Origin of the sequence: Leisingera sp. JC1, assembly GCF_001679925.1 — a bacterium.
In the GTDB taxonomy this organism is placed as follows: Bacteria; Pseudomonadota; Alphaproteobacteria; order Rhodobacterales; family Rhodobacteraceae; genus Leisingera.
Genome location: NZ_LYUZ01000057.1, coordinates 81,366 through 93,903, shown reverse-complemented (window position 1 = coordinate 93,903; position 12,538 = coordinate 81,366). Strand labels below are relative to the sequence as shown.

The 12,538-nt window shown below is 62.7% G+C and carries 16 protein-coding genes; 11 read left to right on the top strand and 5 right to left on the bottom strand.

The features are described 5' to 3' along the window. Nucleotides 1-48 precede the first annotated feature (48 nt). Complete coding sequence (locus A9D60_RS06185) at nucleotides 49-576, bottom strand: hypothetical protein (protein ID WP_065266781.1); 528 nt, start codon at nucleotides 574-576, stop codon at nucleotides 49-51. Nucleotides 577-852: 276 nt separating this feature from the next. Here A9D60_RS06185 and A9D60_RS06180 point away from each other — a divergent pair, with 276 nt between their 5' ends. Next, nucleotides 853-2,760 carry an elongation factor G gene (locus A9D60_RS06180; RefSeq protein ID WP_065266780.1) on the top strand — a complete coding sequence of 636 codons (1,908 nt, stop codon included), beginning with the start codon at nucleotides 853-855 and terminating at the stop codon, nucleotides 2,758-2,760. A gap of 141 nt (nucleotides 2,761-2,901) precedes the next feature. After that, complete coding sequence (locus tag A9D60_RS06175; protein ID WP_065266779.1) at nucleotides 2,902-3,429, top strand: prolyl-tRNA synthetase associated domain-containing protein; 528 nt, start codon at nucleotides 2,902-2,904, stop codon at nucleotides 3,427-3,429. On the opposite strand, the gene A9D60_RS06170 is transcribed toward A9D60_RS06175, so the two are convergent. Both A9D60_RS06170 and A9D60_RS06165 read right to left on the bottom strand, forming a co-directional pair. Further along, nucleotides 3,426-4,178 (bottom strand): aspartate/glutamate racemase family protein, encoded by a 753-nt coding sequence (locus A9D60_RS06170; RefSeq protein WP_065266778.1) that lies wholly within the window; start codon nucleotides 4,176-4,178, stop codon nucleotides 3,426-3,428. The two genes, A9D60_RS06175 and A9D60_RS06170, sit on opposite strands and share 4 nt — an antisense overlap. Nucleotides 4,179-4,301: 123 nt before the next feature. Then, nucleotides 4,302-4,883 (bottom strand): FMN-dependent NADH-azoreductase, encoded by a 582-nt coding sequence (locus A9D60_RS06165; protein ID WP_065266777.1) that lies wholly within the window; start codon nucleotides 4,881-4,883, stop codon nucleotides 4,302-4,304. A 124-nt stretch (nucleotides 4,884-5,007) separates the two neighbouring features. Here A9D60_RS06165 and A9D60_RS06160 point away from each other — a divergent pair, with 124 nt between their 5' ends. From A9D60_RS06160 to A9D60_RS06150, 3 genes are all read left to right on the top strand, one after another. After that, entirely contained in the window at nucleotides 5,008-5,886 is an 879-nt protein-coding gene (locus A9D60_RS06160; protein ID WP_065266825.1) for a LysR family transcriptional regulator, read from the top strand. Then, nucleotides 5,883-6,779: a DMT family transporter gene (locus A9D60_RS06155; RefSeq protein WP_065266826.1), complete on the top strand. Its 897-nt coding sequence runs from the start codon at nucleotides 5,883-5,885 to the stop codon at nucleotides 6,777-6,779. The genes A9D60_RS06160 and A9D60_RS06155 overlap by 4 nt, the downstream gene beginning before the upstream one ends. A 96-nt stretch (nucleotides 6,780-6,875) precedes the next feature. Continuing rightward, nucleotides 6,876-7,286 (top strand): universal stress protein, encoded by a 411-nt coding sequence (locus tag A9D60_RS06150; protein ID WP_065266776.1) that lies wholly within the window; start codon nucleotides 6,876-6,878, stop codon nucleotides 7,284-7,286. Nucleotides 7,287-7,298: 12 nt separating this feature from the next. Here A9D60_RS06150 and A9D60_RS06145 read toward each other — a convergent pair whose 3' ends face one another. Further along, nucleotides 7,299-7,643, bottom strand: a complete 345-nt coding sequence (locus tag A9D60_RS06145) for an ArsR/SmtB family transcription factor (protein WP_065266775.1) — start codon at nucleotides 7,641-7,643, stop codon at nucleotides 7,299-7,301. 90 nt (nucleotides 7,644-7,733) lie between these two features. Here A9D60_RS06145 and A9D60_RS06140 point away from each other — a divergent pair, with 90 nt between their 5' ends. The 6 genes from A9D60_RS06140 to A9D60_RS06115 all read left to right on the top strand — a co-directional run bounded on the left by A9D60_RS06140 (nucleotide 7,734) and on the right by A9D60_RS06115 (nucleotide 11,509). After that, entirely contained in the window at nucleotides 7,734-8,630 is an 897-nt protein-coding gene (locus A9D60_RS06140; protein WP_065266774.1) for a DMT family transporter, read from the top strand. Between the two features lie 195 nt (nucleotides 8,631-8,825). Next, entirely contained in the window at nucleotides 8,826-9,170 is a 345-nt protein-coding gene (locus A9D60_RS06135) for an AtpZ/AtpI family protein (RefSeq protein ID WP_175392902.1), read from the top strand. Between the two features lie 40 nt (nucleotides 9,171-9,210). After that, entirely contained in the window at nucleotides 9,211-10,011 is an 801-nt protein-coding gene (locus tag A9D60_RS06130; protein WP_039132155.1) for a F0F1 ATP synthase subunit A, read from the top strand. An 88-nt stretch (nucleotides 10,012-10,099) separates the two neighbouring features. Continuing rightward, the gene (locus tag A9D60_RS06125) at nucleotides 10,100-10,336 is read left to right on the top strand and encodes a F0F1 ATP synthase subunit C (protein WP_008553903.1); all 237 of its coding nucleotides are present in this window, start codon (nucleotides 10,100-10,102) and stop codon (nucleotides 10,334-10,336) included. 83 nt (nucleotides 10,337-10,419) lie between these two features. Next, entirely contained in the window at nucleotides 10,420-10,947 is a 528-nt protein-coding gene (locus A9D60_RS06120) for a F0F1 ATP synthase subunit B' (protein ID WP_065266773.1), read from the top strand. A 4-nt stretch (nucleotides 10,948-10,951) separates the two neighbouring features. Next, entirely contained in the window at nucleotides 10,952-11,509 is a 558-nt protein-coding gene (locus A9D60_RS06115; protein WP_065266772.1) for a F0F1 ATP synthase subunit B, read from the top strand. A 92-nt stretch (nucleotides 11,510-11,601) separates the two neighbouring features. Here the strand turns inward: A9D60_RS06115 and A9D60_RS06110 are convergent, their stop codons facing one another. After that, nucleotides 11,602-12,537: a lysozyme inhibitor LprI family protein gene (locus A9D60_RS06110; RefSeq protein ID WP_175392901.1), complete on the bottom strand. Its 936-nt coding sequence runs from the start codon at nucleotides 12,535-12,537 to the stop codon at nucleotides 11,602-11,604. Nucleotide 12,538: the final 1 nt, after the last annotated feature.

The following is a 12,538-nucleotide window of genomic DNA, read 5'->3' as shown; positions in this document are numbered from 1 at the left end:
ACGGGCAGGGACCGGAAGACTCAGATCTCCCGGATGTTTGGGCGGGGGTTACGCGGATTGGGGGCCGGAGTCAACCTTTGCCGGGCTTTCGGCGGGGAGCCATGCGTTTACCGCATCGCTCAGCCGCTGCGGGCCGCTGCCATTGGTGTAGGCTTCAATCACCGGATGACGGCCGGCGCTCATGCCGCTGTCGAGCACCAGAACCGGGCGGTGGAGCGTGCGGGTGCGGCCCTCGCTGCGGCTGGTGGTGCTTTCCACCTCGGCGTGGGAGAGATCGGCCAGGCGGTGCTCCACCTGGCTGTAGCCGAACACCGACTGGCGCCGGATCACGATGCTGCCTCCGGGCCGGTCGAGGATCACCTGCACCCGGCGCACGAACAGGCAGAAGGCGGCAAAGCCCATGCCGCCGCCCATGAGGGCAAAGAAGATGCCGAACCAGAGATTTTCACCGCCGGTGCTGGCGGCGCCCAGGCCTGCGCCGACAAAGGCGAGGACAAACAGGATGAGGGAGATGCCGATGAACCAGGGGTTGTCGGCCAGGATCAGCTGCTCAGGCGTGTTGCGGGTGATTTTCATGAAGCCAGCTTACCCAAGGGAAAGACCTTGGAGAGGGGAAATCGGCGCCGCTTGCGTCAAAACCGTGCGCGGGGCGCCGCCGCTACGCCCTCTGCGCGCTTGACTCAGGGGCGGGTGGCTGGCCAACATCACAGGGTGGCCCAACGCCGATCACTCAGCGGCCGGGCCGGCTCGAATGAGCCGCGAGGCAGATCTTCAGCACAGGCAGTTCACGCGAACCGCAAGGTCCGCGCACCTTGACGGGCAGCCGCATCAGCTAAGGGAGGATCTGAGAACATGCGCGTTTTCACTATTCTGGGACCGTCGCAGTCCGGCAAATCAACGCTGGCCACGGCGCTGGCCAATCTGGACGGCACCGTGGGCAAGAGGCAGGAGGTTGCTGGCGTCGCCGCTTTGCAGCCTTTTTCATTTATGGGGGAAGACTGGGCCGCGATCGACATTGCAGGCGGCGCCGACAATCTGGCGCAGGCGGGACCGGCGCTGGCTGCCAGTGATGCTGCCGTCCTCTGCGTTCCGGCTGATGCCGGCGCTGCGGTGCTGAGCGCGCCGTATCTGCGCAAGCTGGAGGAGGCGGGGGTTCCCGCCTTTATTTTTGTCAACCGCATGGACCAGGCAACGGACCGGGTGGCGGAAATCGTCGCTGCGCTTCAGGCCTATTGCAGCCACAACATCATCCTGCGGCAGGTGCCGATCCGCGAGGACGGGCAAGTTGTGGGTGCTGTGGATCTGATTTCCGAACGCGCCTGGCAGTATCAGGAGGGCAAGCCTTCGGCGCTGATTGAACTGCCGGTGGCGATGTACGCGCGTGAGCAGGAGGCACGGACCGAACTGCTGGAGGCGCTGGCGGATTTCGACGACACTCTGCTGGAGGAGCTGATCGAGGACCAGCAGGTGATGGCGGAGGAAGCCTATGAGGTGGCCACCAAGGTGCTGCAGCACAACGACCTGATCCCGGCGCTGATGGGATCGGCGGAGCATAAGAATGGCATCCTGCGGCTGATGAAGTCGCTGCGCCATGAGGCGCCGGATGTGGGCGCGGCGCTGGAGCGGCTGTCGCAGGACGGCAAAGTGGTAGCGGTCGGCTGCATGGCGGATCTGGTCAAGCACCTGGGCAAGACGGTGATGGTGCGGGCGCTGGACGGCAATGTCGGCAACGGAGCTTCGGTGGGCGGTGCCGCGGTCGGTTCGCTGACCGGGGTCGGGTCGCAGGCGAATACCAGGCTGACACCTGGCGATTTGGGGCAGGCGGTGAAGTCGGACCATCTGAACCTTGGCTTTGCCTACGGGCCGGACGGCGCTGCGCCGCTGCCGGGCTGGGCGCAGCCGCGGCCTTCGACCTTCCGGCGGGTGATCACCCCGGTGAACGAGCGTGACGATGCCCGGCTGTCCGGCGCGCTGGAGCGGCTGGCGGAAATCGACCCGGCGCTGGTGCTGGGGCAGGACGAGGCCAGCGGCCATGTTCTGTTGAACCTGCAGGGGCCGCTGCATATGCGCCGCATCAAACAGGCGCTGAAGGATGAGTTCGGCGTCGAGGTGGAGGAAGGCCCGGTGCCGCCGGCCCTGCGCGAGACCATCAAGAAAGCGGTGCAGGTGCATCACCGCCACCGCAAGCAGTCGGGCGGTGCCGGGCAGTTTGCTGATGTGGTGATCGAGGTGAAGCCGCTGCCGCGCGGCAGCGGCTTTGTGTTCGAGGAAACCGTGAAGGGCGGCGCAGTGCCCAAGAACTACATCCCCTCGGTCGAAGCGGGCGCGCGCGAGGCGCTGGCACAGGGGCCGAACGGCCACCCTGTGGTGGATGTCTGCGTGACGCTGAAGGATGGCAAGCACCATTCGGTGGACAGTTCCGACTATGCCTTCCGGACCGCAGGAAAAAATGCGGTGAAGGAGGCGCTGGGCGAGGCCGGGCTGACCCTGCTGCAGCCGATCATGCGGGTGCATATCCATGTGCCGTCGGTGTTCACCGGCGGGCTGGKGCCGGTGGTGAGCGGCATGAAAGGGCAGATCCTGGGCTTTGAGGCAGAGGAGGGCGCCGCGGGCTGGGACGTGTTCGAGACACTGCTGCCGATGTCGGCGCAGGATGAGCTGTGCAGCACCCTGGCCAGCGCCACCCGCGGCACGGGCTGGTTCAGCACGGATTTCGACCACTACGAGGAGGCGCGGCGGGCTGATTTCGTCGAGGCGTGATCTGGCCAGGCGGCGGACGTTCGCGCCCGCCTTCCACAGCGATGGCGCAAAACGGGGCGCAGGGGGCGGAACACCTCTTGCGTTCCGTGGCCGTTTTGCGTGATCTGCACGGCAAACCCGAACGGCTTGCGGAGTAAGATCATGGATGCGTCATCGGCCTATCAGGACAGCCTGCCCATCTCCTCGGATGCGCTGCTGAAGCAGCTGGATGATTGGGGCATCGCCTATCAGCTGCATACCCATGCGCCGCTGCGCACGGTGGAGGACGCCAAGGGCGTCGAGGAGCAGTTCATGGTGCCTGGCGAAAACGCGCTGCGGCTGAAGAACCTGTATCTGCGGGACAAGAAGAAGCGGAATTATCTGGTGACGCTGCAGCAGGACCGGGAGATCGACCTGAAGGCGCTGGGTGCGGAGATCGGCGCGGGCAACCTGTCATTCGGCTCGGCGGACCGGCTGCTGGAAAACCTCGGCATCCGTCCCGGCGCGGTAAGCCCGCTGGCGATGATCAACGGCGCGGAGAAGGGCGTCACCTTCTATATGGATGCGCAGGCGCAGGAGGCCGACGTGATCTATATGCACCCGCTGGTCAACGACCGCACGGTGGCGATGAAGCGCGATGATGTGATGGCGTTCTTCGAGAAGGCCGGGGTTGAGGTGCGCTGGGTCTAACCCGCCTTTTCCTCTGCCAGCGCCAGATCCAGCGCGGCGGCCACATGGGCGGCGGAGGGGTTCACGAACAGGAAGCCGCCGGCCTCGAAGCTGACGTCGTCGATGTGATCGGGAAAGGCCAGCGGCAACTCGGTGCAGGCCAGCAGAATGGCGGTGCCGGGCTGCGCGTGTTTGGTGCAGAACCGCAGCAGGCGGTCCTGCGCTGTGGCGGAAGCACCGCCGTAGAAATCCTCGTCGATCATCATCTGCATCTCGGCGATCTCGTTCTGCGGCAGGGTATCGTTCGCAGTGACTCCGTGTGCAGCGAGCACATTGGCATAGTTGCGGGCCTGCATGGTGACCGTGGTGCCCAGCACCAGTGCGCGGGCGGCGCCGGTTGCGGCGGTGGCCTCTGCGGTGGCGTCGAAGATGCTGAGGACCGGCATCACCACGCCCTCCTTTATTGCGTGCAGGCGGGCGTGCGGGGTGTTGGAGGCGATCAGGGCGAAATCGCAGCCGGCGCGTTCAAGCGTCAGCATCGCCTCGCGGAAGACGGCATCAAAAGCAGCCCAGCTGGCCTCATCCCCCGGGCGGCCGCGTAAAGACCGGGTTTGCGCCTGCACCACGGATTCGATTGTGATCGGCGGCACCGGCAGCGGCGAGCCCGCGCCGCGGTCTGCGAAGAAACCTCCGGCGCCCTCACAAATGGCGCGGTAATAATCGAGGGTGGAGGCCCAGCCGACGCCACCGAGAATGCCGATCTTCTTCATGGGAATGCCTGTGCTTTGAAATACCGGTGCTGGCAGAGTGGCACAGGCCCTGCCGTGGTGCCAAACGCAAAAAGGCCGCCAGCCGGGGATGGCTGGCGGCAGGAGCGCGGGGCAGTGCGGGGATCAGGCCGCCAGCGCTTCGATTTGGTTTTTCGCTTTGGCCAGGGCGCCCTCGGCGTCGATGGACATGGCGTCGGCGGCGACGATCTGGACATTGGTGATGCCGATGAAACCCAGCACATGGCGCAGGTAGGTGGTGGCAAAGTCGATGTCGGACCCGGCCTGGGTGCCGCCGGAGGCCACCGCGACAATGGCGCGCTTGCCTTCCAGCAGGCCGATGGGGCCGGTTTCCTCATACCGGAAGGTGACGCCGACGCGGGCCACCAGGTCAATCCACGCCTTGAGGGTGGAGGGCACCGAGAAGTTGTAGATCGGCGCGCCGATCACGATGGTGTCGGCCTGTTTCAGCTCCTCCACCAAAGCGTCGGAGAGGGCGAGCAGCTGTTTGTCTTCCTCGCTGCGCTGGTCGGCCGGAGTGAAGTTGGCCCCGATCCAGGCGCCGTCCAGCAGTGGCAGCGGCGCGGCGAGGTCGCGGCGGATCACAGTGTCCGCGCCAAGGCGGCTGACGATCTGTGCGGAGAGGTCCCGGGTCACCGAGCCTTCGGTGCGGGCGGAGGAGTCGAGGTGCAGAACGGTGCGGGTCATTTTGGTGTTCCTGTGCTTGTTGCTGGTAGAGATTTGGGTTATTGCATTTGCGAACGCAACGCTGCAAAAGTAACACCGAGTGTGCGCATGTGCGCATGTCGCGCGGATTGGCAAGGAGGCCGCCATGGACAATTGGGATGAGGTTCGCACCGCCTATCAGGTCGCCCGGATGGGCACGGTCAGCGGTGCTGCCGAAGTGCTGGGCGTGCACCATGCCACGGTGATCCGCCATATCGACGCCATCGAGGCCCGGCTGGGGGTGAAGCTGTTCCAGCGCCATGCCCGCGGCTACACACCGACGGAGGCCGGGCAGGACCTGCTGCGGGTGGCGCAGGCGACAGATGACCAGTTCAGCCAGCTGGTCGGCCGGCTGAAGGGGCAGGGTGATGATGTCTCCGGCGAGCTGGTGGTGACTTCGCTGGCGTCTTTTGCGCCGATGCTGGTGCCGGCGCTGAAGGAGTTCCAGGACATGCACCCGGGGCTGATCATCCGCTATCTGACCGGCGACCGGCTGTTCCGGCTGGAATACGGCGAGGCGCATGTGGCGGTGCGGGCAGGCAATGCGCCGGATCAGCCGGACAATGTGGTACAGCCCTTCATCAAGCAGCAGGTGGGTCTTTATGCCTCCAAGGCCTATGCCGAAAAATACGGTGTGCTGCAGGGCGTCGAGGACATGGCTAATCACCGCTTCATCGGCAATGACGATGAAAACAGCCGCGCCCCGTTTTCGCGCTGGCTGCGGGCCAATGCGCCGGCTGAGGCGATCTCGTTCCGCTGCTCCAACGGGTTCACTATGCAGAACGCGGTGCACAGCGGCGCGGGCATCGGCTTTATGGCGGCCTGGGAGGCGCGGCAGAACCCGAACCTGGTGGAGATGATGGCGCCGCAGGAAGAATGGTCGGGCACACTGTGGCTGGTGACCCACGTGGATTTGCACCGCACGACAAAGGTGCAGGCGTTTTTGAAGTTCCTCAAGGAGCAAGCGAAAGAGTGGCAGCTGTGAGCGAGGCTCTGCACGGGCATCTGGCGATGCTGCTTTTTTCGGCGCTGGTAGCGGGCTCGTTCTCGCTGGGCGTGATGGTGGCAAATGAGATTGCGCCTGCGGCGCTGAATGCGGCGCGGTTCGGCATTGCCGCGGTGGTGATCGGCGTGGCGGCTTTGGCGACAACCGGGATGCGGCGGGTGCATTTCCAGGCGCCCTGGCGTTTCGCAGTGCTGGGCGGACTGTTCGGCGGCTATTTCGTGCTGATGTTTTACGGGCTGCAGACCGCGGCGCCGGTCAGCGCCGCGGCGGTATTCACGCTGGTGCCGGTGATGAGCGCGGGCTTTGGCTGGCTGCTGCTGCGGCAGGTGACCACCCGCTGGATGGCGCTGGCGCTGTCGATCGGGGCCGCGGGCGCGGTCTGGGTGATCGTGCGCGGCGACCTAGGAGCGCTGGCGGCATTTCAGATCGGCCAGGGCGAGATCATCTATTTCTGGGGCTGCGTGCTGCACGCCATATACACGCCGATGGTGCGCAAGCTGAACCGCGGGGAGCCTGCGGTGGTCTTCACTTTCGGGATGCTGCTGGCGGGCGGTGCGCTGCTGGCGGCATTTGGCTGGCAGGACATTCTGGCGACCGATTGGATGCAGCTGCCCCCGATCGTTTGGATCGGTCTGTTCTATCTGGCCATCTTTGCCAGTGCGGCCACGTTTGTGCTGCTGCAGTACGCCACCCTGCGGCTGCCCTCTGCCAAGGTGATGGCATACACCTATCTGACCCCTAGCTGGGTGATCCTTTGGGAGATCGCGCTGGGCCGCGGCGCGCCGCCGGGGATGGTGCTGATCGGGGTGGTGATGTCGGTTGCCGCGCTGGTGATGCTGCTGGAGGGTGACGCCAAGCCGGTGCGTGCCTGAGCGCAGCCTGCCGGGCGCGCTTGCGGCAGGTCAACGCACGCCCCTCGTTTTCCTGTATGCTGGTCTTGAGGGACGCGTCAGGAAAAGGAGGTAAAGATGTTCAATCATATCATGGTGCCCGTTGACCTGCACATGCCCCCGGCGGTCAAGAAGGCCTTGAACGTGGCCGCGGATTTTGCCGCCAACCATGGCTCGCGCGTGACGCTGGTCCATGTGACGGGCGAGCAGATTGAAGGCGCGCACACGCTGGGGCCGTCCGGCGATGAGCTGGCAGCACTGGCGAGCAAGATGGCCGAAAGCAGCGGCGCAAGAGTCGAGGGGCTGCCTGTGCATTCCGTGGATGTGGGGTCGGAGATGGACTCCATCCTGGCCCGGACGGCTAAGGAGCTGGAGGTGGACCTGATCGTGATCGCGACGCATATGCCCGGAATTCTGGACTATGTGTTCTCGTCCCACGCCAGCCATCTGGTGCTGCATTCCGAAATTTCGGTGTTTGTCGTCCGTTAGGGGGTGGTGGTCCTAACTGCCGGTCTGGCTGTCCTCTGACAGGTGCTCTGCCTCCAGGAAACGCTCAAAGGCATCCAGGTTCACCGGCTCGAACTGGCCGAAGCCCTGCATCCAGACAGAGGCAGTCCGCATCGCGTCGGGCTGCAGCTTGCACCATTTGACCCGGCCGCGCTTTTCCTGCGCGATGAGGCCGGCGCGGGTGAGGATGGTCAGGTGCTTGGAAATGGCCGCCAGCGACATCTCGAACGGCTCTGCCACGTCAGTGACCGCCATATCGTCCTCCAGCAGCATAGTCAGGATCGCCCGGCGGGTGGGGTCGGCCAGGGCCGCAAAGACGGTGTCGAGGGTTTCGCTCATGCCTGATACTCCTAAAGGTCAAGAACCGGGTCGACAATCCTGCAAAAACTGCGATGGATCGGTGCAAGGCATTTCGAGGGGGCAGTTGGCATGGCGTTGCGCTATTGGGCGGTGATTTTCATTCTTGGCATCGGCTGGGGCATGTCGTTCATGTTCAACGCCATCCTGCTGCGCGAGCTGGGGCCGCTGTCGGTTTCCATGGGCCGTGTGGGTTTTGGCGCGCTGGGCTGCTGGATCTATGTTCTGGCAGCGCGGAAGACCGTGCCGGCCGATGCGCGGCGCTGGCTGGCGCTGTTCGGCTTCGGCGCGCTGAGCTATGCCGGGCCCTTTGCCTTTTACGCGCTGGGCCAGCAGCACATCGCCAGCGGCGTGGCGGGGATCGTCAATGCCACCACACCTGCGTTGGCGGTGGTGGTGTCGCATTTCTGGCCCGGCGGCGAGCGCGCGACGGTGCTGAAATCGCTGGGGGTGATCTGCGGGTTCCTCGGGATCGTGCTGCTATCACTGCCAATTCTGGAGGGCGGCCAGTCCTCGGAAGCCTGGGCGGTGCTGATCACATTGTGCGCGCCGCTGTGCTATGCCTTCTCTGTCAATATCGCGCGCAGCTTCCGGGATATGGAGCCGGTGGTGCTGGTGGCGATCGCACTGACCGGGTCGACTGCGGCGATTGCGCCGCTGGCGCTGTGGAGCGAGGGGCTGCCGGTAATCACAAAGGCGGAGACCTGGGCCTCGCTGCTGGTGATCGGCTTTGTGCTGACCTCGGTGGCCTTCATCGCGTTCTACTGGGTGCTGCCCAAGGTGGGGCCGACCAACATCACCATGCCGACGCTGATTGCGCCGGTGTCGGCGCTGTTTCTGGGCACTTACATTCTGGGTGAGACGCTGCTGGCAGAGCACCTGTGGGGCATGGCGGCGATCTTGGCAGGGCTGCTGCTGATTGACGGGCGGATTGTGCGCTGGCGGCTGCCGAAACCGCCCGCCGGCTAAAATCAACCTTTTGGTTGAATATGGATTCCGGCGCAGTTTGGCGCTAACGGCACCTGCGGCAGAGCGGCGCGGCGTGTGATGCCTGGCAAAATATCGCGCCTAAACAATGGGATGGTCATATTTTGAATCTTCAATCCTTGTAATTGACTCCTAGCCCCCTTGGCCTTAGCACCCTCACTAGAAATTCGCGTGAGGATGGCGCCCGTGACCGATGACGACCAAAAGCAGCGCATGGCGCAGCTGGAGGAGAAATTGGCGGCGGCGCGTAAGGCCCAGGAGCCCAAGCCGCGTGCGGATGAGCATTATTCCCTGGCCAACCAGGCCTGGCGGATGGTGATCGAATTGGTGGCCGGTCTCGGGATCGGCTTTGGCATCGGATACGGGCTGGACCATCTGTTTGGAACCCTGCCCATCTTCATGGTGCTGTTCATAATGCTGGGCCTGGCGGCTGGGGTGAAGACGATGCTTCGCACCGCGCAGGAGATCCAGAAAGAGAAACTGGCCGAAGAGGCCGACAAAAATGCGCAAGACCGGGATTGATCCGACGGGATCGGCGACCGGCGACAGGAGAAGCGGACCGATGGGCAAAATTTTCTTTTTCGCAGCTCTGGCACTGGTAGTTGTGTCGGGTCTGATTTTCGCTCCGGCGGAAGCAAAGCTGGCGATCCACCCGATGGATCAGTTCCAGGTGAGCGCGCTGTTCGGCGATCACATCTCCTGGTACACCCCGACCAACGTGACCCTGTGGATGGCACTGGCCGTTGCCGCCGTGTTCGCGCTGCTGGTTCTGGGCTCCTCGCGCCGCGCCATCGTGCCGGGCCGCGCACAGTCGGTTGCGGAACTGGCCTATGGCTTCATCTACAAGATGGTTGAGGACGTGGCCGGCAAGGACGGCGTCAAGTTCTTCCCCTACATCATGACCCTGTTCATGTTCATCGTGATGGCCAACTTCCTGGGCCTGATCCCCGGCTCCTTCACCACCACCTCGCACATTGCGGTCACCGCGGTTCTGGCGGCGCTGGTGTTCGTGACCGTGACCGTGGTTGGCTTCGTCAAGAACGGCGTTGGCTTCCTGGGCCTGTTCTGGGTGTCGAGCGCGCCGCTGGCGCTCCGCCCGATCCTGGCCATCATCGAACTGATTTCCTACTTCGTGCGCCCCGTCAGCCACTCCATCCGTCTTGCCGGTAACGTGATGGCCGGCCACGCGGTTCTGAAAGTGTTTGCAGGCTTTGCCGCAGCACTGGGCATGTTCAGCTTCCTGCCGATCTTTGCCATCACCGCGGTTTACGCACTCGAAGTTCTGGTGGCCTTCATTCAGGCCTACGTGTTCACCATCCTGACCTGCGTGTACCTGAAGGACGCACTGCACCCGAGCCACTAAGGCCAGGATCTGAAAGCTTACCGGGCGGCGCCCTGAGCGGCCCCGCCCACCCTAGAAATCACCACATTCCATCGTAAGGAGAGAAATCATGGAAGGCGATATCGCACAACTCGGTCAGTTCGTCGGCGCAGGCCTGGCAGCAATCGGTTCCGGCGCAGCCGCAATCGGTGTGGGCCACGTGGCTGGCAACTTCCTGGCAGGCGCTCTGCGTAACCCGTCGGCAGCTGCCGGCCAGACCGCAACCCTGTTCATCGGCATCGCGTTTGCAGAAGCACTGGGCATCTTCTCGTTCCTGGTCGCTCTGCTGCTGATGTTCGCCGTCTAAGACCTTAGGAACCTATTTCCTTACGGCCGGGCAGTGCAGATCCTGCGCTGCCCGGTGTAACGGCAAGTTCCTGGGAGGACGACATGGCATCAAATACGCAAGAGGCAGCACACGGCGGCGGTTCCGCAATGCCGCAGCTGGACTTCTCGACCTTCGGGAACCAGATCTTCTGGCTCGTGGTCGCCCTGGTCGTGATCTACCTCATCCTGTCGCGCGTCGCGCTGCCCCGCATTGCTGCGGTGCTGGCCGAGCGTCAGGGGACCATCACCAACGACCTCGCCGCGGCTGAAGACCTGAAAGCCAAGGCTGTCGAGGCCGAAAACGCATATAACAAAGCTCTGGCGGATGCCCGTGCGGAAACGCAGCGCATTGCTGCCGAGACCCGCGCAGAAATTCAGGCCGGGCTGGATGAGGCCATCGCCAAAGCAGACGAGCAGATCGCTGCCAAGGCTGCCGAATCCGAAAAGGCTATCGCCGAAATCAAGGCAGGCGCGCTGGAAAGCGTGAAGGCCGTGGCCACCGATACCGCAGAAGCGCTGGTCGTTGCTCTGGGTGGTTCGGCAGACAAAGACGCAATTGCCAAGGCAGTTGCCGAGCGGACGAAAGGATAAGGACATGCGCAACATTCTCGCTCTTGCCCTGACCCTTGGCGCGGCTTCGCCTGCATTTGCTGCCGGCGGCGGCATGGACCTGTCCAACACCAACCTGGTTGTTGCGCTGGCATTCCTGCTGTTCATCGGCATTCTGCTGTTTGCCAAGGTGCCGTCGCTGCTGGCTGGCCAGCTCGACAACCGCGCCGAAGGCATCCAGAAGGAACTGGACGAAGCCCGCGCCCTGCGTGAAGAGGCCCAGACCGTTCTGGCGTCTTATGAGCGCAAGCAGCAGGAAGTTCAGGCCCAGGCCGACCAGATCGTGGCTGCCGCCCGTGACGAAGCTGCCCGTGCAGCCGAGCAGGCGAAAGCGGACCTGGAAACCTCCATCGCCCGCCGTCTGGCGGCTGCTGAGGATCAGATTGCCTCGGCAGAAGCTTCGGCTGTGAAGGAAGTGCGCGACCAGGCAATCTCCATCGCTGTTGCTGCCGCGGATCAGGTGATCTCCAAGCAGATGACCGCGACCGAGGCCAACAAGCTGATCGACGCCGCCATCGCGGATGTGGATGCCAAGCTGCACTAAGCGCTGGCTGATACAGACAAATTAAAAGAACCCGGTCCGAGTGGCCGGGTTTTTTGTTTCTGGCTTCCTTCTAATGGTGGGGGCTGCCCACTCTAGTCCATCCAGCTAGCTTTTAGACGCTGCAATTGTAAGATCCGATCTTCAGCTAATCTTTCCTTTGCTGACGACCATACCATTGAGTACATGGAACCGCCTTCTACCCGAGAAGCAACCAGCGAGGCCTCCGCCTCTGCAAACTCTTTCCACTTCTCCTGAACGTCGGCAACATCTTGTTGGTTGAGGCCCGATAGTCCTTCCAATTCATTTGCGGTCGATGTCAATCTTTCAAGTGTTGAATTGAGTTGTTCAGCTGCGTTTACGTTCATCGTAGTTTGAGTGCGCGGCAGGGAAGAGTGTAGTTCGGAAACCACTACCCAGTCGCATGCGTCGACAAACTTACAAGCTGCTTCACATAGCCAATCTAGGTCTAAATGCTCGACCACAGATTCCTTGGGCAGCTCATGTGTTAGTACATGTCGAATTTCAAACATCTCTGAAAGAGTGCCAATCGTTCTGTCGTAGTCTTCGATTATTGGAGGGTGGGGCCAAGTGTTGGCTTCTTCGGCCCAAAGCTCATGGGAGTTTTTCAGCTTAGGAACAAAACCCTCAATCAACCCTGACAAGCTGGAAACAACTGCATCAATGCCATTTATAGAAATGGAGTGGGCGACAAAGTCGCCAAGTGATAATTTTTTGCCCGCTAGGTGAGCAGCAAAAACAAGGTCCAGCTTGGCGCTTTTTACCAGTTTTCCTCCAGCTTCAGTGTAAGGGTCTCCAACGTCGACTAGCTCTCGAACAATGTCTCTTACGTAGACCTCGATGTATGTGGCAATCCGCATGGGTATAAATTCTGCCAGATGTTCGGAAGGAGATGCTTTCCAGACTCCTTTGAGCTCTCGCAAGTTTGCAAGTATGTCAAATGCTGGACCTGATTGCGGTCCGCGTCTTTGCTTCCATTCAATAATTTGGTCTGGCTTTGGTTGACGCATT